Source organism: uncultured Clostridium sp., assembly GCF_963515715.1.
Taxonomy (GTDB): Bacteria; Bacillota; Clostridia; order Clostridiales; family Clostridiaceae; genus Clostridium_AW.
Genome location: NZ_CAUPZS010000021.1, coordinates 1 through 24,852 on the forward strand (window position 1 = coordinate 1; position 24,852 = coordinate 24,852).

A 24,852-nucleotide genomic window follows, 5' to 3' on the forward strand; every position below is an offset into this window, starting at 1 on the left:
GTAGATAATCTAAATTTTAATTAATTAGACTGTCTACTTTGGAAGTATCATATCATTAACCACGCTTTTTTATTATTAATTTTTAGCTGCTTCTTGAACTTCTACTTTTCCGTTCAAATTATTAATTGCCTTTGTTGGACATTTTGATACACAAATTCCACATTGTGTACATTTGTCATAATCAATTGTAGCTAAATTATTTACCATTGTTATAGCCTGTTCTGGACAATTTCTTACACATAATGTACATGAAATACATCCAACAGAACAAGAATTCTTAACAGCAACACCTTTATCTCTAGAGTTACATGTAACACGTACTCTCTTTGATATTGGTGTTAGTTCAATAACGCTCTTTGGACAAACAGCTATACACTGAGCACATCCTGTACATGTCTCCTCATCGATTACAGCTATTCCATCTTCGATTGTTATTGCATCAAACGGACACGCTGATACGCATGTTCCTAATCCTAAACATCCATATTTACATTCTTTTGAACCTTCTCCTGGTATATTAGCTGCATCAGTACAAGTCATAGCACCATAGTATTTATATTTTTCTTTTGCTTGACTACATGTACCATTACATTTAACATATGCTTTTTTAGGTTCTGATGTATCTGCTGTTACACCCATAATTTCAGCTATCTTTGCTGCACAACCTGCTCCACCAACTGGACATCCGCTTATTGGGGCACCTTCATTTACAACTGCATCTGCAAAGGCGTCACAACCAGCAAATCCACAACCACCACAGTTAGCTCCTGGTAATGATTCTCTAACCTGAGGTATTCTTGGGTCAACTTCAACAGCAAATTTCTTTGAAGCATATCCTAATAGTAGACCGAATACTACACCTAATCCACCTAAACTTAATACTGGATATAATAATTCCATGCTAACACCTCCTAACTAAATCAAGCCCTGGAAACCTAAGAAAGCTATTGCCATTAATCCTGCTGTTACCAAGCTTAGTGGTAAGCCTTTTATCGCTTCTGGAATATACTCATTTGTTTCTAATTTTTCTCTAATTCCTGCTAAAAGCACAAGTGCAAGTGTAAAACCTAAAGCTGCACCAGTGGCATTTACAACAGATTCAATTAAACCATATTTTTCATTACTATTTATAACTGCAACCCCAAGAACTGCACAGTTTGTTGTTATAAGTGGTAAGTAAATACCAAGAGCTTTGTATAGATCTGGACTCACCTTTTTAATAACCATTTCAACAAACTGAACTAAGGATGCGATAACTAATATAAACGCTAGTGTTGATAAGTATTCAATCTTTAATGGTACTAATATAAATGTTTCAACTAAAAAAGTCATTAATGAAGCAAGAGCCATAACAAATGTAACTGCTGCTCCCATACCAGTTGCCGTTTCAACTTTTTTAGAAACTCCAAGGAATGGACATATTCCAAGGAATCTTGATAAAACGAAGTTATTAACTAATAGGGCACTTAAAAATATAGTGAAAATCTTCATTTTTTCCTTTATCCACCTTTCTTTTTTAAACTAAGGCATCTTCAAAAAACTAGTTTGCTTTAGCTTTCTTTAATTTTCTAGCATTTAAGATAGCCATTAAGATACCTAGTGTAAAGAAACCACCTGGTGCTAATATCATTATTAATGCTGGTTGGTATGCATCAGGCATAATCTGCATTCCAAAAACTTTACCAGTTCCTAGTAGCTCTCTAATAATTCCTAGTGCTGTTAATGATAAAGTGAAACCTAAACCTTGACCTATAGCATCAAATAGAGATGCAAATACATTGTTTTTATTTGCATAGGCTTCTGCTCTACCTAATATGATACAGTTAACAACTATAAGAGGAATAAATATACCTAATGATTTATTTAAAGCTGGTAAATATGCTTTAAGCATGAATTCAAGTACTGTAACTAGTGTTGCAATGATTGTTATATATGCTGGTATACGTATTTCATCTGGAATTACCTTTTTAAGCAGTGATATTATTACGTTTGAACCAATTAAAACAACTGTTGCTGATAATCCCATACCAAATCCATTTATAGCACTCGTGGTAACAGCTAAAGTTGGACACATACCAAGTACTTGTACGAAAGTTGCATTTTCTTTAATAATACCGTTATATAGTCTTTCGCGAACTACTCCCATTATTAATTGCCTCCCTTCAATTTAGAGTCATAAAACTTAATAGCTTCATTAACCCCGCCTGTAACAGCTTTTGAAGTTATTGTTGCACCTGTAATTGCAGAAATTTGATTATCTGCTGTTGCTGTGCCTTTTACAACTTCTAATTCTGTTACTGGTTTGTCCTTATATTGATCTGAGAAGGATGGTTCTGTTGCCTTAGCGCCTAGACCTGGAGTTTCTGAATGGTTTAATATCTTTATACCTGTAACTTTACCTTCAGCAGATATTCCAACCATCATTTCTATAGCTCCAGCATATCCTTTTGGAGCAACTTTTATTGTATACCCCTTTAAATCTGATCCATCTTTTCCTTCAGTAACTTCTAGAACTCCACCTTCACCTTTAATATCTTCTCTAATAGTAAACTCTTTCCCTAAAGGTAATATTGCTGCATTAGCTTCATCTAAAGTTTTCTTTTGTTGAACCTCAATAGGATCCTTTGTAACTCCGCTAACCCAACCTAAAAGTAGTCCACAGATTGCTGCTATTGTTAATAAAATTAATCCTAATCTAACACTTAATTTTACTCCGGATTCCTTTTCCATTTATTTCACCTTCCCAAAAATTTTTGGAGCTGTCCATCTTTCAATTAATGGAACAAATAAGTTCATTATTAAAATTGAATAAGATACTCCTTCTGGGTAACCACCAAATATACGAATAATACCTGTTAAAGCTCCACAGCCTACTCCAAATATAATTCTTCCTAGTGGTGTTATAGGTGATGTTGCATAGTCTGTAGCCATAAAGAAGGCTCCTAGCATTAAACCACCTGCAAATAATTCATATAGTGGATTACCAGCTCTTCCAGCTATGGCTGTTATTATAAATGTTGTTCCAATATAAGTAACTGGAATTCTCCAATCTATTACATGCTTAAATATCAAATATGCTCCACCTATAATTAATGCTAATGCTGAAGTTTCTCCAAGACATCCTCCAACATTTCCTAAAAATACATCCATTAATCCAGGAGCCTGTGTTCCTGCTTTTAATGCTGCAAGTGGTGTAGCTGTTGTTACTCCATCTAATGTCCATGTAGTCATTGGTGTTGGCCATGATGCAAGTAAGAACGCTCTTGCTATTAATGCAGGGTTAACTATATTTTGTCCTAATCCACCAAAGAATTGTTTAGCTATAATAATTGCAAAAGCTCCACCTATAACTGGTATCCATAGTGGAACTGATGGTGGTAAGTTAAAAGCTAAAAGTAAGCCTGTTACAACAGCACTTAAATCACCAATAGTAACCTTTCTTTTTAATGCCTTTTGCCAAATGTATTCAGTTCCTACACAAGATAGAACTGAAACTAAAATTACTAATAATGCTTCTAATTTAAAGAAATAAATAGAAGCAGCTGTTGCTGGTAGCAACGCTATTACAACATCTCTCATTACGGATTTTGTTGTATCTTTAGCACGAATATGTGGAGATGATGAGACAGTATAATTAGTTGTTTGAGACATTTAAAATTCACCTCTTCAAAGTTAGTTTTTTATTATCTTTTACACACTACTTTTTTTCCTGAACGTATTCTTTGTAATAAATGACGTCTTGCTGGACATACAAATGAACAACATCCGCATTCAATACAATCTCTTCCGCTACATTTATCAAATGTATCGTAATCTCTAATTGCAGCACATGTAGCAAGCTTTGTTGGCATTAGTCCCATTGGGCATACTTGCAAGCACTTTCCACAGTTTATGCAATTAGACTCTTCTTCAGCTTCAGCTACTTTTTTAGTTAAACAAAGTATTCCTGAAGTTCCTTTAGTAGATGGAACATCTAATGAATACATAGCCATTCCCATCATTGGTCCGCCAGAAATAACCTTCATTGGATCTTCAACGAATCCGCCTGCTGCTTCAACTAATTCTCTTACTGATGTACCAATCTTAAATCTTAAATTTTTAGGTTCTTTTATAGCATCACCAGTTACAGTAACAACCCTAGTAGTTAAAGGTTTACCGTTTACAATCGCATTGTAAATTTCATATATAGTATCAACATTTTGAACTACACATCCTACATCTGCTGGAAGTTTTCCAGATGGAACTTCTCTTTTAGTGATTGCATAAATTAATTGTTTTTCAGCTCCTTGAGGATATTTAGTTTTAACTGCTTTAACTTCAATATTTGAAATACCCTTTATAGCTTCTTTCATAGCTTGAATAGCATTAGGCTTATTATCTTCTATTCCAATATAACCCTTTGCTTCTGGAAATAATTTTAAAACTATTTTTAATCCTTCAACTATTTCTTGAGTCTTTTCAAGCATCATTCTATGGTCACAAGTTAAATAAGGCTCACACTCAGCTGCGTTAACAACTATAGTGTCAATTTTCTTTTCTGGTGGTGGAGCAAGTTTTACATGTGTCGGGAATGTAGCACCACCCATACCAACTATACCAGCCTCTTTAACAATATTTATAATTTCTTCTTTGGATAAGCTTGTCCAGTTTCTCTTTGTGCTTTCTACTTCTTCGTATTGTCCATCATTTTCTATTATTACAGCCATTGACTTAATACCGTTAAATAGTACAATTTCTGACACATTTTTAACAATACCAGAAACACTTGAGTGTACATTTGCAGAGATGAACCCTTTTGCTTCTCCTATCTTTTGTCCTACCAATACTTTGTCACCTTTCTTAACTATAGGTTCAGCAGGTGCCCCTATATGCTGTGACATAGGAATAGTTAGGTCTCCTTTTGGCAAATACTCTTCTATTGGTTTATTCTCAGTATAGTGTTTACCATGAGGAGGATGTACTCCATTCTTAAATGTTAATAATTCCATAAAGACCCTCCAATCTATTTATTTATACAATAAATACTAATAAAATCATAGGTAGATTTAATAGTACGCCCATCATCAATATTAAATTGTTATGGCAAGCATGTCAAGAGTTTTTCAATATTTTTAATTAATATACTATAATATATTGAATTATATTTCAACCTATATACCATTCTACAATTATCTATTAAATCCTTTATTTAACACCGAAATTTGCAATATTTATTTTTAAAAATAAGTGTTATATGTTTAATTATACATATAAATTATGGTATAATACATAGGAAATATATAGTAAAGAAGTGGAGTTTTAACTATGGATTACAATAGAGTGCTTCATTTGGCTACATATGCTGGTGAAATAATGTTACAAAGTGGCGCAGAAATATATAGGGTTGAAGAAACTTTAACAAGGATATGCACTTCCTACGAAATACAAAGCGCCCAAAGCTTTGTTACACCTACTGGAATTATTATGTCTGTAACAGACAATAAAGATTATGTAATGACAAAGATAGTAAGGATTAATAGAAGAACTGTAGATTTAGATAAGATAGCTAGAATTAATGACCTTTCTAGAAGGATAAGTAGTGAGAAGCTAGATTTAGATTATGTAGAAGGTGTACTAGAAGAAATCAAACATAGTGCTAGATATAATAATAAAACACTCATCTTCTCCTCTTCAATGGCTGCAGGATTTTTTACCTTGGTCTTTGGCGGAACATTGAAGGATTTTTTTGTATCTTTATTTATTGGTTTCGTTATAGAATGTATACGTATAATCATTGATAGAATTGATACTAATAGCTTTTTTATAAATGCAATTGGTGGTGCTACTTCTTCACTTATAGCTCTACTCAGTACCACCTTAGGTCTTGCTAATAATACTGACAAAATAGTAATTGGTTCTTTAATGCTACTTGTGCCTGGATTAGCAATAACTAATGCTATAAGAGATACTTTAGCAGGTGATTTATTAGCAGGCACATCTAGAGCTTCAGAAGCATTTTTAATAGCTGTGGCTATTGCTGTTGGAAGCGGGTTAATTTTTACTATATGGATTAAGTTCTTTGGGGGAGCCTCTATATGATTTATGATGTTCTTTTATTTTCATTTTATTCTTTTATTGCCACCCTTGCATTTAGCGTAATATTTAATATTAAAGGAAGAAACTTATTTTTCGCAGCCATAGGTGGAGGAATAAGCTGGTTTTTTTATCTTATTTCCATTCATAGCAATATGTCAAATACCTTATCGATTTTTAATGGAGCCTTATCTACCGCTATTTACTCTGAAATAACCGCAAGAGCTTTAAAGGCACCAGTAACCACCTTTATTATATCTGGTATACTTCCATTAGTCCCTGGCGGAGGAATGTATTACACAATGTTAGAATTTACTAGAGGAGATGTAAATAAAGCTTTAGAAATGGGATTAAATACTTTAACAACTGCCGGGGCCATAGCAATTGCATTAGTTCTCGTATCTTCAATAACAAAGCTTATTAAATATAAAAAACGCAAAATAAAAAAGTAACTTTGCTTATTGTAACTATGAAATTTAGAGAGAAAAATAATAAATGGAATTTTATTTTAAAATTCCATTTATTATTTTAAAAATATTTACTCTGGAGAAAACTCTTCATTAATAGTGTAAATTTAAAGCCATCGCCATCCATTGTTAACTAAATAAAACTATTTTATAAACATTGTGAGGGTATTTACTAAATCCTCTACTTTACTTTCGCAATTGTTATTTTCATCTTCCATGAAACATTTCGTTGCATAATTCTCAAATATTAAGGTTCCTACTTTATTGATAGCAGATCTAATTGCAGCTATTTGTATAAGAATATCCTTACACTCTGCACCATTATCCACCATTTTCTCAATGCCTTTTACTTGGCCCTCAATTCTTTTTAATCTATTTTGTATGTCTTTTTTTACTTTATCCTTTTCCATTAAATAATCACTCCTATATTTATCATACCCATACCCCGTATAAATTATATCAATCAATTCTTATTAAATCAATTCTTAATATAAAAATATGAATATTATTTTTTATATTTCATATTGTTTATATATAAATATTTTATTATTAGGGTGATAAGTTTTGAAAAATAAATTCTATTTGATGCTTGCATGCATATTAATATTATTTACATCCTGCAGTTATTTATCAGAAAGCAAGAAAACAAATAATTACTATACCTCAAACTTAATAGGGCTAATTAATACGGAAGATGATTACATGTGTTCTATATTCGATATGAATCTTTATAAAGAAAAGGATTTAAATGTTGATGATTTTTATATCCTAGGGAATTTTACTAAAGCCTTAAATGAAAAGTCTTTTACTAAAAAGCCTAATGATCTTGATGGAAAATCCGCTTATAAAATGATACTAACTTTTAATAAGGATAAGTATGTTATAAATGTTTATAACAGCAAATATGTAACAATACATCCTTGGGATGGCAATGAAGAGATGGACTATATTGATATGAGTAATATACCCCTTTCATATAATCTATTTTATTTATGCAATTATATTTTTTCAGGAAAATATTAAAAGCTATATCCTTTTTTAGGATATAGCTTAGCTTTTGTTTATGCTTCTAATAGGAATGCAAAGTACCCTCTCATGGCCTCATATATATCTGCTTTACTAGCAATTTCCCAAGGTGCGTGCATATTTTGAAGCGCTACTCCACAATCTATAACTTCCATGCCATATTCAGCTAATATATAAGCTATAGTTCCTCCGCCGCCTTGATCTACTTTTCCTAATTCTGCTGTCTGCCATGTTACATCGTGTTTTCCCATTATATTTCTTAATTCAGCTATAAATTCAGGATTTGCATCATTACATCCAGATTTACCTCTTGCTCCAGTGTATTTATTAAAAACAAGTCCTTTTCCAAAGTATGCAGCATTTTTCTTCTCCATTACTGATGGGAAGTTTGGATCATAAGCTGCACTTACATCTGAAGATAACATTTTTGAATTAGCTAAAGCCCTCTTTAACTTTAATTCGCAATAATCCTCACTTAAAGCAATGATTTCAGCCACTGTATTTTCAAAGAATTTTGAATGCATTCCAGTAGCACCTACACTCCCTATCTCCTCTTTATCCACTAACAAAGTAACTGAAGTTTTCTTTGAACTATTTAAAGATACCATAGCTTCAAAAGAAGTATATGAGCACACTCTATCATCATGTCCATAGGCCATAACCATACTTCTATCCAGACCATAGTCTCTAGCCTTTCCTGCTGGAACAACCTCTAGTTCTGCTGATACAAAATCCTCTTCTTCTATGCCATATTTTTCGTTTAATAGTCTTAATACATTAAGTTTTACTCTATCCTTTGTGTCTTTATCTTTGGCTGGTATACTACCAATTAATATATTCAAATCTTCTCCTTCAATAGCCTTTGACATTTTCTTTTCCATCTGATCTCCAGCTAAATGAATTAATAAATCTGATATACCAATTACTGGATCATTTTCATCCTCACCTACTACAATATCTACAACAGTTCCATCCTTTTTTACTACTACACCATGAATAGCTAGTGGTATTGTAACCCATTGATATTTTTTCACTCCACCATAATAATGAGTTTCTAATAAAGCTAAATCCCCATCTTCATATAGAGGATTTTGTTTTAAATCTAGTCTTGGTGAGTCTACGTGAGCTCCTAATATATTCATTCCATTTTGTATTGACTCTTCTCCTATTAAAAATAATGCTAAAGTTTTATCCTTATTGTTAGCATATATTTTATCTCCAGCTTTTAACTTCTGGCCTTTATTAATATATTCCTCAATATTTTTATAACCGTTATTTTCAGCTATACGCACAAATTCTTTTACACATTCTCTTTCTGTTTTGCATTTTGACATAAATTCTTTATATCTTTCACTTAATGCAAAAACCTTTTTTAAATCTTCTTCAGAATATTTATCCCATGCATACTCATATTTTTTCACTAAATTTTTTTTGATTTCTTCCATATACTTTGCTCTAGTTGGTAAAACAGAGCATTTTCACCTCCACCTAACAATTTTACTATATTTTATCATAGATACTCTCAGTTATACAGTTTATTTTCATAACCAATTTTTATTTTTAAAAAACCTTATCAATAAAACAGATATAGATACCATAAAAATCACCACTAAATAATATCCGTACTTATGGTCTGAAAAAGGAATGTTCTTAACATTCATTCCATACATACTTGTAATTAAATTAAGAGGAAGAAATATAGTAGCTATAATAGTAAATATCTTCATTAAATCATTCGTCTTATTTGCTATTTCGGCTTCATAAGCCTCTCTAACCAAAGCTATATCTCCATATAAACTGTCTAAGGAAAGCATTAATTTGTCAATTTTATTATTTAATCCTTGAAAATGCTTGATATATTTTTCTTCAATAATAGAATTATCATTTTGTAAACTATCTCCTATGTACCTAAGAGGATTTAAATATTTTCTTAGTTTATATAACTGTCTCCTAAGATGTATTAATTGAACTAACAGTTCATGCTTAGGATTTTTTAATATTCTAAGCTCTATTTTGTCTCCCTCTTCCTCTATGACAGAGATTACATTATAATTTTTTACTATTATTCTATCTATAATATAGTAAAAAATTATAGTTGTAGATGGATTTTCTCTAAGCATAGAACAGTTCTTGTAACTTTTTATATCTTTAACTAGATTATTGAGTAAGTCTAGTTCTTCTTTAAATGCGGTTATAATGAAATTATTACTCAAAAAAATATATAATTCTCTGGAATGAACTCCTTCGTTATAATACTCCAATATATTAAATACTACAAAAATATACTCTTCATAATATTCAATTTTTGTAGATTTATTAAACTCCTTACAATCCATTATATTATCTTCTCTTATAGAAAACCTGGTTTTTATATCTTCTAGTTCATCTACATAACACCATATCCAGTATTGTCCTTTATCATTCATTTCATTATCTTCTATTAAATTGAAGTTATTGTTAATATCAAGAATTTTCATTATAAACATCACCCATTTGTTATTATGTCATTTACCATCATATCAAATTCATTTCTGGGAACTTTATTAATAAATTGAATGCTATAAGCTAACGCAACTATTGGTATATTATTTTTTAAAGAGCTAATAAATTTGTCATAAAAGCCCCCACCATATCCTAATCTCCCTCCAGTTTTATCAAAAGCAACTCCTGGTGCTAAGATTAAGTCTATCTCATCTTTATTCATTACATTGTCGTGTGCTGGCTCTAATATGCCATAATTGCCCATTTCTAATTCATCAAAGTTTTTTATTTCTACAAGATACATACCTTCATCCTTGTTCTTTATTTTCGGCACTGAAACTCTTTTACCATCCTCTAATGCTTTTTTAATTATCTTATGTGTGTCTACTTCTGTCTTGTAGCTAACAAAAATAAATAAAGACTTTGACTCTTTATAATATTTACTCTTTATAACCCTATTATAAATTTCTTCATCATATTTTCTCCTGGTATCTAAAGATAAACTATCCCTTAAAGCAATTACTTTATTTCTTAATTCCTTCTTATTCTCCATACTTTATCCTCCTTAATTCTTCTTCATTCATTCTTGTTGTTATTGTATCTACAGGAGTAGTATCTGAATTTAAACTATATCTATAATTCACCGCTGCAGTTTCTATTATTATTGCTATGTTTCTTCCTGGTCTTATTGGAAGGGTAATTTTTCTTATAGGCACATTTAATATTTGCGTAGTTTCTCCATCTATACCTAGTCTATCATAGGTTGTGTCTTGCTTCCATTGTTCTAAATGTATGACAAGTCCTATAGTTTTTACATCCAATACAGAGCTTAACCCATAAAGAGCAGGTACATCAATTATCCCCATGCCCCTAACCTCCATCATCCCTGAAGTAACATAGGGTGATCTTCCCAGTAATTTACCTTCAATTTCTTTTATGTCTACAGCATCATCAGCTACTAACCTATGTCCTCTCTTTATGAGTTCTAATGCAGTTTCACTTTTACCAATTCCACTTTCTCCTGTTATTAATATTCCTATACCATGCACATCCACAAGCACTCCATGAAGTCTTGTTTCAGGTGCAAGCTTTTCATCAAGGTAATTTGTCAATTTATTTATAAATCTTGTGGATACATCTTCTGTTCTAAGAACCCATCTCCCATGCTTAGCTGCATTTTCTAGCAATTCTTTATGGGGTTCTAATCCCCTAGTTATAATCACACAAGGAGTTTCAAACTGAAAAAACTTCTTAAGTCTTTTGTTTCTTAATTCTTTTGGCATTACATCTAAAAAACTCCATTCTGCTTTACCAATGAGTTGTACTCTTTCATTTGCAAAATAGCTATAAAAACCTGAAAATTGAAGCCCAGGTCTATTTATATCATTTATTGTTATATTTATACTTTCTCTACCTTTAGTAATCACCTCTAATTTAAAATCTTTTATTAAATCTTCAACAATAATCGCCATATATATCCTCCTAGTAGATCGTGTACCTTATTATAACATTTTAATACGTAAAAAACGAAGAATAAAAATGCAAAAATTTCGTTTGACAAAATTTTCTTTTATTCACAAAAAGAGTAGGGCTTCCAAGCCATACTCTTAATTTCTCACTATTAATTATTAATTATTAATTATTAATTATTAATTATTAAACCAAATTACTTTTTGTAAGTAAATGATCTGCCGTTACAAATCTAATTGTACCTGTTTTAGAACGCATTACCACTGAGTTTGTGTTTGCACAATTATTTTTCCCATAGACTACACCTTTTAATAAATCACAATCGGTAATTCCTGTAGCTGCAAAATATACATCGTCACTTTTTACTAAATCATCTATATATAATACTTTATTTACATCGCAGATACCCATGTTTTTACATCTAATTATTTCTTCTTCTGACTGTGGAACTAACTGTGCTTGCATATCTCCACCCATACACTTTATAGCAGCTGCCGCAATAACTCCTTCTGGCGCTCCACCAGTACCTATCATTAAATCTATGCCTGTCCCATCAAAACCACAAGCTAGTACAGCAGCAATATCCCCTTCTGAAAATAGTTTTACTCTTGCTCCAACTTCCCTAGCATCTCTTATTATACCTTCATGTCTTTCTCTTTCTTGTACAATTACAGTCAATTCTGATACATCTTTATTTAATGCCATGGCTACGTTAATTATATTATCTTTATTAGATTTATTGATGTTTATAGCACCTTTAGCTGCTGCACCTACAGCTATCTTTTTCATGTACATATCTGGAGCGTGTAGTAAGCTTCCCTTTGGTCCCATTGCTACAACAGCAATTGCATTAGGTAGTCCTTTCGCAATCAAAACTGTGCCATCTAATGGATCTACAGCAATATCCATCTCCATCATTCCATCTTTCCATAAACCTACCTCTTGGCCTATGTAGAGCATAGGAGCGTTGTCCATTTCTCCTTCTCCAATAACTACTTTACCTTTTATTGGCATCAATGCAAAAGCTTTTTCCATTCCGTCAACTGCCGCTTGGTCTGCTGCTATCTTATCTCCTCTTCCCATGTACTTAGCTGAACGAAGTGCTGCTGCTTCTGTAACCCTAACTAATCCCATTGCTATATCTTGATAAATCATATATATACCTCCTAAATGAACTATAAAAGTAAAATTATAATACTATATATTATATAGTCTACTCTAATTCCTATAAATCACTTAATTATTATATCATATTAAAACAAAAGTGTCAGTTATACTTTTAAAATAATAAAATAAAAAAAGCTGAAAGTTTTAAACTTTCAGCTTATTATTCTACTAAAAATATATATCCCAATATGTCGTTGCACTTATCATTTCACACCCGCACTCTCGCAGGTGGGTTCCTCGCACTAGCCTTCTGCCTACTACCTTTAGCTAAATATATTAGCGTCAGAAGCCTGACATTGAACTAAATTTAGAAGATCCCTTATACATTATGTAGGTTGAACGAATAAGTCTGACGATCACCTCAGGATCACTTTAATTATAACATAACTATTATTTTTTTCAATGGAAATCTATTTAATTTATCTAAATTTTTTTCCTAAGTTGTATGCAGCCTTTAATATTTCTTCATCTCTCTCAACTGGATTTTCATCTGTATTTATTGCGCGGAGTTCCCCTTCTATTTTAGCATCCATAGCTCCAAAAGCTAATTTTAATGTTTCATCAATAGGCCCAAACATTCCTTCCCAATAAGTACCTCCAGTAATTATAGAGACGCCCTTTTTCATCCTTATATTATTTCTATCTTTTCTAATATACTTTTTACTCCAATAAACTTGCAACCTATCGATAAGATTTTTTAAAGGACCTGGCACTGAAGCAAAGTACATCGGAGTAGTTATTACAATTAAATCACTATTATTGATTTTTTTATAAATATCCGTCATATCATCCTTAATAGAGCAAGCTTCTACCTTATAGCAATACTTACAATCGATGCATGGCTTTATATTAGCTTTAAATACATCAACTATTTCCACTTCTGTTCCTAATCCTTTAACAAATTCATTCATCAGTTTATAGGTATTGCCATTTTTGTTTGGCGAGGAATAAAAAATCAAAGTCTTCATTATAACATCATAACATCCTTCTTCATAAGATTATTGATCTATTTTATCTAATATTAAATCTAAATCTACATCTTTACCATTTTCATAGAACACTGCAGCAAATTCAGCATAATCACATTCTTCATCTATTTCATAGGATGAAAATTGGCAATCTATTTCCAAATCATCAACTATCTCTTCAATAATCTCTGAAACTGTATCTAATGCCAAATCATATAAGTATGACTTAAATAAATCCTCATCTTCCTGTTCATCTTTTTCTTCCTTTTCATAGGCTTTAGCGGCTTCTATTTCATCATCATCAAATTCATAGTACATTCTTAACAAGCATAAATCTTTATTTTCCCATTCTATCTCTTCTATTTCGCTTACATTCCTATCTAATAGTAAGTTAATTATTTTATTTTTATCCATTTTTAACCCTCCAATTTTATTTATATTTGTAATAGTGAAATAAATTTTTCTATAAATTCATCTGCTTTTTCGAATTTTTCTTCATTAGGAACAAATTTAAACTTTAATCCCTCATCTACCACGGAAAGTTTTAATGATTTTAACCTTTCGGTCATCATAGGAACACCTTCTCCGCTCCATCCATATGAACCAAAAGCACCTGATGCCTTCCCCCTATTTACTATAGGATTTACAGTAGCTAATAAGTCCCAGGCTGGTTTTACTGAATCTTGATTTATTGTTGGAGATCCAACTAAAAACCCTTTAGATTTATCAATAATTGAAGCAGCTTTCTCTTCACCTATAGAAGTTATTTCTATGGCTGTACTCTCTATTCCACGTTCTCCTAATTTATCACATATGTAATGTGCCATTGTTTCAGTATTTCCATAAGCAGATATGTAAAATACCGGTATGCAATCTTCTAAATTTTGAGCCTCTGTAGCAAATTTTTTATACATTTCCGTATACTTAGCTATATTTTCTTTATTGTGTATTGGACCATGACTTGTAGCCACTAAATCAAACTTCAAGTCTTTAATTTTATTTAAACCAGCTAAAACAAACTTTGAAAAAGGCCCCATAATTGTATTGTAGTAATATATCATCTCTTCTTCATAATCTTCATTAGCGCCTGTTATTACGTTATCCTTAGGGCAATAATGGCATCCTAAGAAGTCACAAGTAAATAACATATCTCTTTCCTTTACATATGTAAACATGGTATCCGGCCAATGTAGATTGGGAGCTGTTATAAATTTAAGAGTAGTCTCCCCTAAAGAAATATCTTCTGCTGCCACTATTATATTGGCTTCTTTATTTAATATATCCTTTAGATAAATACTAGCAGCTCTTGAACAGATTATTTGAATCTCCGGATAATCTTCAATAAACTTTGAAATTATTCCAGTATGATCTAATTCTGTATGATGAACTATTAAGTAATCAATCTTTTTGTCTCCGATTACTTCCTTTAAATTTCCTAAAAATTCTTCGTAAAATCCATCTTTAACAGCATCTAAAACAGCTACTTTTTCATCATTGATAACATAAGCATTATAAGTAGTGCCATTTCTAGTTTCCATTATAATATCAAAAACTCTCAGTTCCGGATTCTTTACGCCAACCCAATATATATTATCTTTTAATTTTATACTTCCCACTTTAAGTCCTCCTATCCTTCCTACATAAATTTGTCTATTAAAATAATTATAATATATATTTCCAGCATTTTAAATAACTTCATTTTAAATAATTTCATTTATATTTTAACCATATGAATTATATTTATAATAAATAAATCTCTGGTTTTTTAATCACCAGAGATTTATTTTAAATTTCCTTTATCAAGGATATATTTAATGCTCTATATAAAGCTTGTACAACCACGAAAGCTATTAAACCATCTACAATATGATGTAATATAGATCCCAATCCTACCGTTATTAAAATTTTGTCTAAAGTTATTCCAAAAGGAATTACTATAATCGCTTCTAATATTCCATGTATAGGGGCAGTTATTATTACCATATTTCTATAAGAGACACCTTTCTTGACTAATAATCCACCGACTATTCCCACAAAAGTATGCATAAAAGCTCTTGCTGCTATATATGATCCTTTGGTTATTAGAAATCCTAAACCTGACCCTATGCCTACCATGGCTGCTGGCCCTGGTCCTAATAATATGGCTATAAATAATGGCACATGAGAAGCTAATGTAGCTGAGAATGGCCCTAATTGAATGGATAAAAAGCCGAAGGCTATGGGTATAACTACTGCTAGAGCAGTTAATAAAGCTGTGTAAGTTATTTTTTTAATACTGTTCATGAGAACACCTCCGTACATACTAATGTATATACAGTAGTATACACTCATTTAAGTTCTTTGTAAAGAAGAATATAGGTTCAGAATACTTTTAAAATATTCTGAACCTATATTCTTTAAATTAATAACTATGTGTGTAGTTAATATTACCTTCTAATCCAATATTAAAGAATTTCCATATACCATCATCGATCTCATATCCTTTGCAATATATACTTCCAGTGTCAAAATCATATCCAACTTTGTTAAGTTCTTCACGATTCTCAGCACAATTTCTTACTTCTTTTAAATCTTCTAGGCCCATATCTACTAATCTATCTTTATTTGTTTTTACTACTGCCCTAAATTTTGGCAAACAGCTCTCTTCTCCATCAGTGTAATATAATTCCATTATTCTCAAGCTTGTACATTCTTCTAATGTCATTTTATCCCTATATAATCCCCATCCTTGAGCTAATGCTGTACAGTCTCCTATTTTAAATATACTTTCTCCCATCATACATGAATTTACTTTAGTATTTTTCATGCTAACCCCTCCCGCATACAATTTTTTATATATTTTCTCATTGATTTTCTTGTTGATTTTATTATATATTATTGTTAAATATTTGTCAATACATCTTGTAATAATTTTCTGAATTATTTTTTTAATTAAATAGCAAAAGCCGAGAATATACTTCTCGGCTTTAAACTATAGACCTTCTTTTTCCTTCATCATGCTCTTAACTTTCATTAATCTAGTTAAATTACCTCTTTCATTTTCATCTAATTTCATTACGATGTATTTTATAGTTTCTTGCAATTGAGGTATTGTCATATACTCTAGAGCATTAACTCGCCTTCTAGTCTTTTCAATCTCATCTGCCATGAGCTGGCAAGACTTTTCAACTTCAGCAAGTTCTAATAGTTTAGGTAATGTACCATATAATTTTTCTATGGCAGTATCCAATTCTCCTGAGGTGTTTACAAAACCATAAGGATATATACTGCCTTCATCTTCTTCCATCTTTCTTTTAAACTTCATTACAGGCACATTAACACTCATAATGTTTTTTCTTTCAACTTCAAGAGAAATGCTTTCTTTTGGGAAGACTATAGCCTCTTCAAGGAATTCCGATGACATTAAAGCTCTAGCCATAACAAAATCCTTTAAAGATTTTTGCAACTCTTCCTCTACGCTTTTTCTAAGTTCATTGTTATATTTTATTAAATCAATGAATCTTCTCATTAATTCATCTTGCTTATCCTTTAAAAGCTTATGTCCTCTGGTAGCCGTTACTAGCCTTTTCTTAAGCTTGGTGAGCTCCATTCTTGTTGGATTAACATTTAATCTCATAAACAATCATCCCTTTAATTTTCATTAGGTGTTTCAGGAAGATATTTTTCCAAATATTCATCCCTAATTCTCTTGAGCTCAGTACGAGGTAAAATAGATAACAGCTTCCATCCTAAATTTAATGTTTCTTCTATAGTTCTATTTGCTGTAAACCCTTGTGAAACATATTCTTTTTCGAAGGCTTCAGCAAATTTTGCGTACTGCTTATCTGCATCGGAAAGGGCAGACTCTCCAAGTATAACTGCTAATTCTTTTGCTTGCTTACCCTGTGCATATCCAGCAAATAACTGGTTCATTGTGTCCGCATGGTCTTCCCTAGTTTTTCCTTTTCCTATACCCTTATCTTTTAATCTTGATAGGGAAGGCAGAACATCTATAGGCGGCATTATGCCTTTTCTATATAGTTCTCTGCTTAAAATTATCTGACCTTCTGTAATGTAACCTGTTAAGTCTGGAATCGGATGTGTTTTATCGTCTTCCGGCATTGTAAGTATAGGTATCTGTGTTATAGAACCTTCTCTGCCTTTGATTCTTCCCGCTCTTTCATATAGAGTTGAAAGGTCTGTATATAGATATCCTGGATATCCACGTCTTCCTGGAACTTCTTTTCTTGCTGCGGAAACTTCACGCAATGCTTCACAATAATTTGTTAGGTCAGTCATAATAACAAGTACGTGCATTCCTTTTTGATAAGCTAGGTACTCTGCTGTAGTTAAAGCCATTCTTGGTGTTGCAATTCTTTCTATAGCAGGGTCATTTGCTAAGTTCATAAACAGAACAGATCTGTCTATAGCCCCAGTTCTCGTAAAGTCATCAATAAAGAATTGAGCTTCTTCAAAAGTTATACCTATTGCAGCAAATACAACAGCGAACTTAGAATCAGAACCTAAAACCCTTGCTTGCCTTGCAATTTGAGCCGCTAACTGAGCATGTGGTAAACCTGAACCTGAGAACACAGGTAGTTTTTGCCCTCTAACTAAAGTGTTTAGTCCATCAATTGCCGAAACTCCAGTCTGAATAAATTCTGATGGATAGTTTCTAGCCACTGGATTTATAGGCTCACCGTTAATATCCATTCTTTTTTCTGGAATTATTTTAGGACCATTATCCTTAGGTCTTCCAAGACCGTCAAAAACTCTTCCTAACATGTCTTCTGAAACACCAATTTCTAACGGTTTACCTAAAAATTTAGCCTTACTTCCTTTTAAGTTTATTCCAGCAGAACCCTCAAATAACTGAACAAGAGCTTTATCTTCATTTATTTCCAGTACTCTACCTCTTCTGATTTCTCCAGTTTGGATTTCTATTTCAACTAGTTCATCATACTTTACATTTTCTACTCCATCAACAACCATTAATGGTCCTACAACTTCTCTTACTGTTCTGTATTCCTTAAGCATTCATTATCCCCCCTTTGCTGATAAGATCATCAATGTCCTTTTCAAGTTCTTCAGAAACTCTATCTATATTTTCTATGCTTTCTTCAGATATATATTTAGATCTAGCTATTCTATCTCTGATTTCCATGTTTAATATATCTTTTAGATAAACTCCAGCCTTTAGAGCTCTTGATGCCTCATCTCCAAATTTAAGAACTAATTTTAACATTTTATATTGTTTGCCTAAAGAAGCATAAGTATCTACATCATGGAAAGCATTTTGCTGTAAATAGTCTTCTCTTATTGATTTTGCAACTTCAAGTTTCAATCTATCTTCTTCGGATAGTGCATCAATACCAACCAACCTTACAATTTCTTCAAGGTTAGCTTCTTCTTGAAGAAGTGCCATAGCTTTTATTCTCAAATCGCTCCAATCCTGAGCAATGTTTTCATTCATCCATTCCCCTGTTTTATCAACGTACAGTGAATATGAATTTAACCAATTTATAGCTGGGAAGTGTCTTCTATACGCCAATTGAGCATCCAATCCCCAGAAAACTTTAACTATTCTAAGTGTTGCCTGAGTTACTGGTTCTGATAAGTCTCCACCTGGAGGGGAAACTGCTCCAATTGCAGTAATAGCTCCTTCTCTGCCATCTTTTCCTAGACATACAACTTTACCAGCTCTTTCATAGAAATCTGCTAATCTTGAGCCAAGGTATGCTGGATATCCTTCTTCACCAGGCATTTCCTCAAGTCTTCCTGACATTTCTCTTAAGGCTTCTGCCCAACGGGAAGTTGAGTCTGCCATTAAGGCTACAGAATATCCCATATCTCTAAAATACTCCGCTATAGCAATTCCTGTATAGATAGAAGCTTCTCTCGCTGCAACAGGCATGTTAGATGTATTAGCAATAAGTACAGTTCTCTTCATCAATGGTTCTCCAGTTTTTGGGTCCTTTAATTCTGGGAACTCATTTAAAACGTCTGTCATTTCATTACCACGTTCTCCACAGCCTATATAAACAACCATCTGAGCGTCTGCCCACTTTGCTAACTGGTGCTGTACAACAGTCTTTCCACTTCCAAAAGGACCTGGAACACAGGCAACTCCACCTTTTGTTACTGGAAAAAGCGTATCAATTACTCTTTGGCCAGTAACCATCGGTTCAACAGGGCTAAGTTTTCTAGAATAGTGTCTACCTCTTCTAACTGGCCACTTTTGCATCATGGTTAAGTCAACTGTTCCTTTTTCTGTTTCTAATTCACCAATCTTATCCACTACAGTAAAGTCACCTTCGTTTATTGAAAGTATCTTTCCTTTAACGCCATAGGGAATCATAATTTTATGTTCAATAATTGAAGTTTCTTGAACTACTCCAATTATATCTCCAGCCTCTACTTCATCACCTACATTTATAGTAGGAGTAAAGTGCCAAATTTTTTCTCTATTCAATGAAGGTACCTCAACACCTCTTGATATAAAATCTCCTGCAACTTTTTCAATTGCATCTAAAGGTCTTTGTATTCCATCGAACATTGATTCTATTAAGCCGGGACCTAATTCTACACTTAAAGGCGCTCCTGTAGTAACAACTGGAGCTCCTGGTCCAAGACCTTGTGTTTCCTCATAAACCTGGATAGAAGCTTTATCGCCTCTCATTTCTATAATTTCACCTATTAGACGTTGATCACCAACTCTTACAACGTCGAAAAGGTTAGCTTCTTCCATTCCTTCAGCCATAACTAAAGGTCCTGAAACTTTAACTACTCTTCCAGTCTTCAAGTACACCTACCTACCTTCCTATAAAATATTCACTCCAACAGCTTTTTCAACGTTATCGCTAATTCTCTTCATTCCAATATTTAATGTTCCTTGATTGCTTGGAATGAGTATAATGGCAGGAAGCATTTCTCTATTATACCTCTCTATTGTCTCTTCTAAATCTTGTGCTACCTGTTCGGTTATAAATATAACACCATATTTTCTAGCTGCCATAGTGTCTACAGTTTTTCTTGCTTCTTCTACATCATTTACAGGATATACATCTATTCCTAGAGCTTTAAAAGCAAGTACGGAATCTTTATCTCCAACAACTCCTATCTTATACATAGACATCACGCAACCTTTCTCTAATAACTTCTGGTGCTATGTTATTTAATTTTCCAACCATTATTATTCTTACTGTCTTGATTTCATTTTCTTTAGCCATTATATAACCTAATAAAGGTTCTATACCAAAGCTAACATATTTAGCTTTCTTAATATAATCCATAATATAATTATCAGTTAATTTTTCAAAATAACTTATATTGCCATTATCTCCATAACTTTCAAGACCTAATCTTAATATTTTTTCATAGGAAGTATATGAAAGCTTATTAGCTATACTATCCACAGACTCATTTTCATAACTAATCAAGTCTTTTTTTAGTATGGTTCCACCTTCTATTAAAACCTCTTCCATAAATCTTCTGCCTTTATTTTGTTTCTTCACTCTTAAAAGCGTCTTAATATTAGTCAGGTCAATAATCATTTTAAAATAACTTGATAAAAAATCATCTCCTATTTCATTAGCTCTATGGAGCATCTCCTTGTACATAAAGCCGTCTAATATAATATCTATCTTTTGAGGATCCCCGTCTTCTTCAAAGGATTTATTAACTTTTTCTATTCCTTCAATCATATAATTCGTAAGCTCTTTAAAGTTTTCATTATCAAACATTTGTTTTAACTTATTAGAATTTATTAATCCAACAGGAATAAGTAAATGTGATAAATCTTTATTAAGAAGTTTTCCTTTTATCATAACCTTCAGATTATGATAATCGTACTTTATAGACATAATATCAACTAATTCTTTAACAGGGGATAAGCTATACATCAATTGATATAACCTTATTAGTTCCCCTCCTAATAGTTCTTCATAATCCTCCGGTCTTTTAATACTAGACATATAATTTGAATACTCTGTTTCTCCTAGTATTTTTAAGGCATCCTCTGCAGATGAGCTATCAATCATCCTATCTAATTTTGCTTTATCAAGGAGTTTAGTCTCAAGTACCCTAATTCTTGAAATGGCATGGGTAAACTGTAAACCTTCCATTTAACTAACCTCCTAACCAAATACCGTTTCTATTATACTAGGCTCTAGTTCATCCTTTATTGATAAAATCAATGCTTCAAAGGTATTATTTATCTCAATACCATTTTTGTAGAGTATAAATCCACCTTTAAAATCTCTTCTTTCTTCACTAATTTTTATTTCACCAGTTTTACCTTTTTTAATTAATTCTTCATTTATTTTATTTATAAAATCATTATTAATAAGGCTTTCTGTATTTGATAGAATAATTTCTTCATCTCCGTCAATACTTAATGATAATAAACTGTTTTTAACAAAGTTTAAGTATTTATCTTCAGGTAATCTTCCTAATTTTTCTAAAGTTTTATTGTATATTTTCTCGATTACCTCTTGCTTTGTTTCTAATTTTTTATTTCTTACTTGGAGATGGGCATTAGAAATTATTCTTTCTTTTTTGCTAACGCTCTCTAACTCCGATTTTTTTAATATCTCTTCTTTTTTTATATTTGCATCATTAATTTTTCCATTGATTATTTTTATTTCTTCTTCCTTAGCACCCTTAATAATCTGATTGGCTTTTTCCTCAGCTTCTCTTATTATTCTTGCTGTCATGTTATCTAAACTAGACATATATTCCACTCCCTTAACCAATATTTTTCAGGGATTATCTCAACATCAATACTGACATAACGAATCCTAAAAGAGCATAAGTTTCAACCATAACTGTAAGAACTATACCCTTAGTATTGTGTTCTGGTTTCTTAGCAAGTATAGCTACTGCTGATGCAGCTGTTTTAGCCTGGGAAATTGCTGATTTCCAGCCTACAAAAGCAACCGGTAAACATGCAAGCATTACTCCAAATCCAGCACCTAAATCTAAACCTGGTGTTATCTTACCTAAAGCCATAAATGCGATAACGAATCCATATAATCCCTGTGTACCAGGAAGCAATTCCAATATAAGAGCCTTACCAAACTTCTCTGGCTCCTCAGTAAGTAATCCTGAAGCAGCTTCACCAACTAAGCCAACCCCTTTTGCTGAACCAATTCCTGGCAATATAGTAGCTAGTGCTACTCCTAATGCTGCCAATACCATTCCACCATTTTCTAAAAAGAAACTAAAAAAAGTATTCATAATAAAATTCCTCCTCATTCTGCTTTTATTTTTATAGTTTTATTTATATGTTTGAAAGGAGTGAATGGTTTTCCTCCCCCTTCATAGAACTTACCAAAGTACTCAACATACTGTAATCTTGAAGTATGAACATAAGCACCTAACACATTTATCAGTAGATTAAATACATGACCTATGATAAATATTAATGGTCCAAATATCCAAGCCTTTACTCCATTTCCTAAAAAACTAATAATTAGATTTAATGCTCCACCTATAAATCCTGTAGCTAATCCAAGAGCCATAAGTCTTGAATAAGAAACCAAGTCTCCTATATAACCAGTTATTCCATATAGCCCATATAGTCCTGCACCTAGTTTTGCACCAATTCCTTTGTTTTCCCTTCCTTGGGTTAATACAAGTCCTATCATACCAGCAAACATAATATACTTGATTATATTCATGCTTCCTTGCAGAGCTTCTATATTTGCAAAACTTCCACCAAGGTAAAGAATTACAGTAACTAAAGTGATATACCAAAGTCCTACATCATAAAAGGCATCTAAATAAAGTTTATTTTTAATTAATAAATAAGCTTTTATTCCTAATCCAACAAACACATGTATCAAGCCAAAGCCTATGGATACTAAAAGAATAAAGTTAGCATTATCTTCTGGTTTAATCCATACAGCTGGAATATCTATAGCGCCGGTAAAAAAACTACCGTACATAATTCCCCAGAAAATTGTAGGTAAACTCAAATAAAAGAATAGTCTTACAAAGTTTCTGGTTTCTTTTTCTAGTGGTACAAATTTTAAAGCCAATGTAGTTGCTACTAGCATTAATAGTCCATAACCAGCGTCAGACAACATCATACCGAAAAATATTAAGTAAAAAGGCATTAATAATGGCGTCGGATCAATTTCATTGTATTTTGGCAAACTATACATGGATGTTATAGATTCAAAAGGTTGTATTGCAGAATTATTTTTAAGCATTATAGGAACATCATCTTCTTCTGATGGTTCTGTAAAACTTATATGATAATCCCCCGTTACAGTTTTTATAACCTTTTCAAACTCCACCTTTTCTTCTTCTGGAACCCATCCATTGATTACAAAAACTTTATCTGTATTTAAAAAATTCTCACTAACTTTAGCCTTTTCAAGTTCGTTTCCTAAGTACTCATAAACTATTTTTAAATTCTCTAACTTATCGTCTTTATTACCTAAGGACTTGATTTCTTCAATCAATCTAGATTTTTCTTCCTTTAGGGAAATAATTTTCCCTTCATAATCGGATATTATCTCTTTAGGAGAATCCTTGTAAGCTAAATTAGCTCTAGCAAAGCCATATTTTCTTAGTATTTCCTCTACTTCTTCTATTTTATCTTTATAAACTAAAAGGAGTATGTTCAGTTCCTCTTGAGCTTCGCTAATGTTTTCTAAATAACATTCTTTAACACTACTTTCTATTTCTTCTCTGAAACTATCCTTTAAATTTCTTGGTATAGTTCCTAAGAAACTAGCTACTGTCTTAACAGAATCCAATTCCCTTAATGGCGCATCTAAACTTTTCCACGGCTTTAATATATCAATGTCTGCCATTAGCTTAGATATTTCATTATTTATGGAATTTAGCCTGTCCTCTTTGCTTCTTAATACGTTATAAACATTTTCCCAATCAGAATTTTTTTCAAAAATCTTTAATTCTTTATAAGAAAAGTTTGGTTTTTCTTTAAGCTTATCTTTTATACTACTTTTTGGCGACCAATATTTACTTATTGTATCTATTGAGAACTTCACTTTAGATTGACTACTTTCTAATTCAGTTACACTAGTAGTATCAGTATATGCTTTAACATAATCAACATCTTCTTTAGTGACTATATCTTCACCTAAGTTGATAAATTGAACTTTAGAAAAACCTTGAAATCTTTGAAGTAATTCATCTTTTACTGATTTAAATACAAGCAGAGAGAACTTATTCATTTTAACTATAGCCAT

28 protein-coding genes and 1 other RNA gene are annotated in these 24,852 nt (G+C 32.0%); 3 read left to right on the forward strand and 26 right to left on the reverse strand.

The genetic code is table 11. From position 1 onward, the window contains the following. Positions 1–75: 75 nt before the first annotated feature. The 6 genes from rnfB to rsxC are packed head-to-tail and all read right to left on the reverse strand — an operon-like array spanning position 76 to position 4,988. Positions 76–900: an RnfABCDGE type electron transport complex subunit B gene (rnfB, locus tag RYO54_RS13915; RefSeq protein WP_315119917.1), complete on the reverse strand. Its 825-nt coding sequence runs from the start codon at positions 898–900 to the stop codon at positions 76–78. 15 nt (positions 901–915) lie between these two features. Further along, positions 916–1,491, reverse strand: coding sequence for an electron transport complex subunit RsxA (gene rsxA / locus RYO54_RS13920; RefSeq protein ID WP_315119919.1), 576 nt, complete (start codon positions 1,489–1,491; stop codon positions 916–918). 49 nt (positions 1,492–1,540) lie between these two features. Continuing rightward, complete coding sequence (locus tag RYO54_RS13925; protein WP_315119921.1) at positions 1,541–2,146, reverse strand: electron transport complex subunit E; 606 nt, start codon at positions 2,144–2,146, stop codon at positions 1,541–1,543. 2 nt (positions 2,147–2,148) lie between these two features. Continuing rightward, positions 2,149–2,730: an RnfABCDGE type electron transport complex subunit G gene (locus RYO54_RS13930; RefSeq protein WP_315119924.1), complete on the reverse strand. Its 582-nt coding sequence runs from the start codon at positions 2,728–2,730 to the stop codon at positions 2,149–2,151. Further along, positions 2,731–3,651: an RnfABCDGE type electron transport complex subunit D gene (locus tag RYO54_RS13935; RefSeq protein ID WP_315119927.1), complete on the reverse strand. Its 921-nt coding sequence runs from the start codon at positions 3,649–3,651 to the stop codon at positions 2,731–2,733. Between the two features lie 32 nt (positions 3,652–3,683). Further along, the gene (rsxC, locus tag RYO54_RS13940) at positions 3,684–4,988 is read right to left on the reverse strand and encodes an electron transport complex subunit RsxC (RefSeq protein ID WP_315119930.1); all 1,305 of its coding nucleotides are present in this window, start codon (positions 4,986–4,988) and stop codon (positions 3,684–3,686) included. 316 nt (positions 4,989–5,304) lie between these two features. On the opposite strand from rsxC, the gene RYO54_RS13945 reads away from it, so the two are divergent. Together RYO54_RS13945 and RYO54_RS13950 are read left to right on the forward strand one after the other, a co-directional pair. Beyond that, positions 5,305–6,078 (forward strand): threonine/serine exporter family protein, encoded by a 774-nt coding sequence (locus RYO54_RS13945; protein ID WP_315119931.1) that lies wholly within the window; start codon positions 5,305–5,307, stop codon positions 6,076–6,078. After that, the gene (locus RYO54_RS13950; RefSeq protein WP_315119933.1) at positions 6,075–6,524 is read left to right on the forward strand and encodes a threonine/serine exporter family protein; all 450 of its coding nucleotides are present in this window, start codon (positions 6,075–6,077) and stop codon (positions 6,522–6,524) included. Before RYO54_RS13945 ends, RYO54_RS13950 begins: the two co-directional genes overlap by 4 nt. A 158-nt stretch (positions 6,525–6,682) precedes the next feature. On the opposite strand, the gene RYO54_RS13955 is transcribed toward RYO54_RS13950, so the two are convergent. Next, complete coding sequence (locus RYO54_RS13955) at positions 6,683–6,949, reverse strand: metal-sensitive transcriptional regulator (protein ID WP_315119936.1); 267 nt, start codon at positions 6,947–6,949, stop codon at positions 6,683–6,685. A 154-nt stretch (positions 6,950–7,103) separates the two neighbouring features. On the opposite strand from RYO54_RS13955, the gene RYO54_RS13960 reads away from it, so the two are divergent. Continuing rightward, a complete protein-coding gene (locus RYO54_RS13960) occupies positions 7,104–7,562 on the forward strand; it encodes a DUF4883 family protein (protein ID WP_315119939.1) in 459 nt (152 codons plus the stop codon). A gap of 38 nt (positions 7,563–7,600) precedes the next feature. On the opposite strand, the gene RYO54_RS13965 is transcribed toward RYO54_RS13960, so the two are convergent. The 19 genes from RYO54_RS13965 to RYO54_RS14055 form a co-directional block, all read right to left on the reverse strand. Then, positions 7,601–9,010 carry an aminopeptidase gene (locus tag RYO54_RS13965; protein WP_315119940.1) on the reverse strand — a complete coding sequence of 470 codons (1,410 nt, stop codon included), beginning with the start codon at positions 9,008–9,010 and terminating at the stop codon, positions 7,601–7,603. 96 nt (positions 9,011–9,106) lie between these two features. Further along, entirely contained in the window at positions 9,107–10,042 is a 936-nt protein-coding gene (locus tag RYO54_RS13970; RefSeq protein ID WP_315119943.1) for a magnesium transporter CorA family protein, read from the reverse strand. Between the two features lie 8 nt (positions 10,043–10,050). Next, positions 10,051–10,599 carry a 5-formyltetrahydrofolate cyclo-ligase gene (locus RYO54_RS13975; protein ID WP_315119946.1) on the reverse strand — a complete coding sequence of 183 codons (549 nt, stop codon included), beginning with the start codon at positions 10,597–10,599 and terminating at the stop codon, positions 10,051–10,053. After that, positions 10,589–11,518 (reverse strand): HPr(Ser) kinase/phosphatase, encoded by a 930-nt coding sequence (hprK, locus tag RYO54_RS13980; RefSeq protein WP_315119949.1) that lies wholly within the window; start codon positions 11,516–11,518, stop codon positions 10,589–10,591. Before hprK ends, RYO54_RS13975 begins: the two co-directional genes overlap by 11 nt. Before the next feature lie 184 nt (positions 11,519–11,702). Then, a complete protein-coding gene (glpX, locus tag RYO54_RS13985; protein WP_315119951.1) occupies positions 11,703–12,671 on the reverse strand; it encodes a class II fructose-bisphosphatase in 969 nt (322 codons plus the stop codon). A gap of 188 nt (positions 12,672–12,859) precedes the next feature. Then, positions 12,860–13,054, reverse strand: a non-coding RNA gene (gene ssrS / locus RYO54_RS13990) — 6S RNA. A 48-nt stretch (positions 13,055–13,102) separates the two neighbouring features. Then, positions 13,103–13,651 (reverse strand): flavodoxin family protein, encoded by a 549-nt coding sequence (locus RYO54_RS13995; protein WP_315119954.1) that lies wholly within the window; start codon positions 13,649–13,651, stop codon positions 13,103–13,105. 30 nt (positions 13,652–13,681) lie between these two features. Further along, positions 13,682–14,065: a hypothetical protein gene (locus tag RYO54_RS14000; protein ID WP_315119956.1), complete on the reverse strand. Its 384-nt coding sequence runs from the start codon at positions 14,063–14,065 to the stop codon at positions 13,682–13,684. 20 nt (positions 14,066–14,085) lie between these two features. Continuing rightward, positions 14,086–15,267 carry an FprA family A-type flavoprotein gene (locus tag RYO54_RS14005; RefSeq protein ID WP_315119959.1) on the reverse strand — a complete coding sequence of 394 codons (1,182 nt, stop codon included), beginning with the start codon at positions 15,265–15,267 and terminating at the stop codon, positions 14,086–14,088. A 169-nt stretch (positions 15,268–15,436) separates the two neighbouring features. Then, positions 15,437–15,934: an ECF transporter S component gene (locus RYO54_RS14010; RefSeq protein WP_315119961.1), complete on the reverse strand. Its 498-nt coding sequence runs from the start codon at positions 15,932–15,934 to the stop codon at positions 15,437–15,439. A gap of 118 nt (positions 15,935–16,052) precedes the next feature. Next, a complete protein-coding gene (locus RYO54_RS14015; RefSeq protein ID WP_315119964.1) occupies positions 16,053–16,457 on the reverse strand; it encodes a hypothetical protein in 405 nt (134 codons plus the stop codon). Between the two features lie 165 nt (positions 16,458–16,622). Then, positions 16,623–17,267, reverse strand: coding sequence for a V-type ATP synthase subunit D (locus RYO54_RS14020; RefSeq protein ID WP_216439415.1), 645 nt, complete (start codon positions 17,265–17,267; stop codon positions 16,623–16,625). A 14-nt stretch (positions 17,268–17,281) separates the two neighbouring features. Next, positions 17,282–18,667, reverse strand: coding sequence for a V-type ATP synthase subunit B (locus tag RYO54_RS14025; protein WP_315119969.1), 1,386 nt, complete (start codon positions 18,665–18,667; stop codon positions 17,282–17,284). Continuing rightward, positions 18,660–20,432, reverse strand: coding sequence for a V-type ATP synthase subunit A (locus RYO54_RS14030; RefSeq protein WP_315119971.1), 1,773 nt, complete (start codon positions 20,430–20,432; stop codon positions 18,660–18,662). Before RYO54_RS14030 ends, RYO54_RS14025 begins: the two co-directional genes overlap by 8 nt. 18 nt (positions 20,433–20,450) lie before the next feature. Continuing rightward, positions 20,451–20,759: a V-type ATP synthase subunit F gene (locus tag RYO54_RS14035; RefSeq protein WP_315119974.1), complete on the reverse strand. Its 309-nt coding sequence runs from the start codon at positions 20,757–20,759 to the stop codon at positions 20,451–20,453. Further along, positions 20,752–21,753, reverse strand: a complete 1,002-nt coding sequence (locus RYO54_RS14040; protein WP_315119976.1) for a V-type ATP synthase subunit C — start codon at positions 21,751–21,753, stop codon at positions 20,752–20,754. The genes RYO54_RS14035 and RYO54_RS14040 overlap by 8 nt, the downstream gene beginning before the upstream one ends. A 12-nt stretch (positions 21,754–21,765) precedes the next feature. Then, a complete protein-coding gene (locus RYO54_RS14045) occupies positions 21,766–22,362 on the reverse strand; it encodes a V-type ATP synthase subunit E family protein (protein ID WP_315119979.1) in 597 nt (198 codons plus the stop codon). 34 nt (positions 22,363–22,396) lie between these two features. Beyond that, positions 22,397–22,867: a V-type ATP synthase subunit K gene (locus RYO54_RS14050; RefSeq protein WP_315119982.1), complete on the reverse strand. Its 471-nt coding sequence runs from the start codon at positions 22,865–22,867 to the stop codon at positions 22,397–22,399. Between the two features lie 14 nt (positions 22,868–22,881). Beyond that, a complete protein-coding gene (locus RYO54_RS14055) occupies positions 22,882–24,852 on the reverse strand; it encodes a V-type ATP synthase subunit I (protein WP_315119985.1) in 1,971 nt (656 codons plus the stop codon).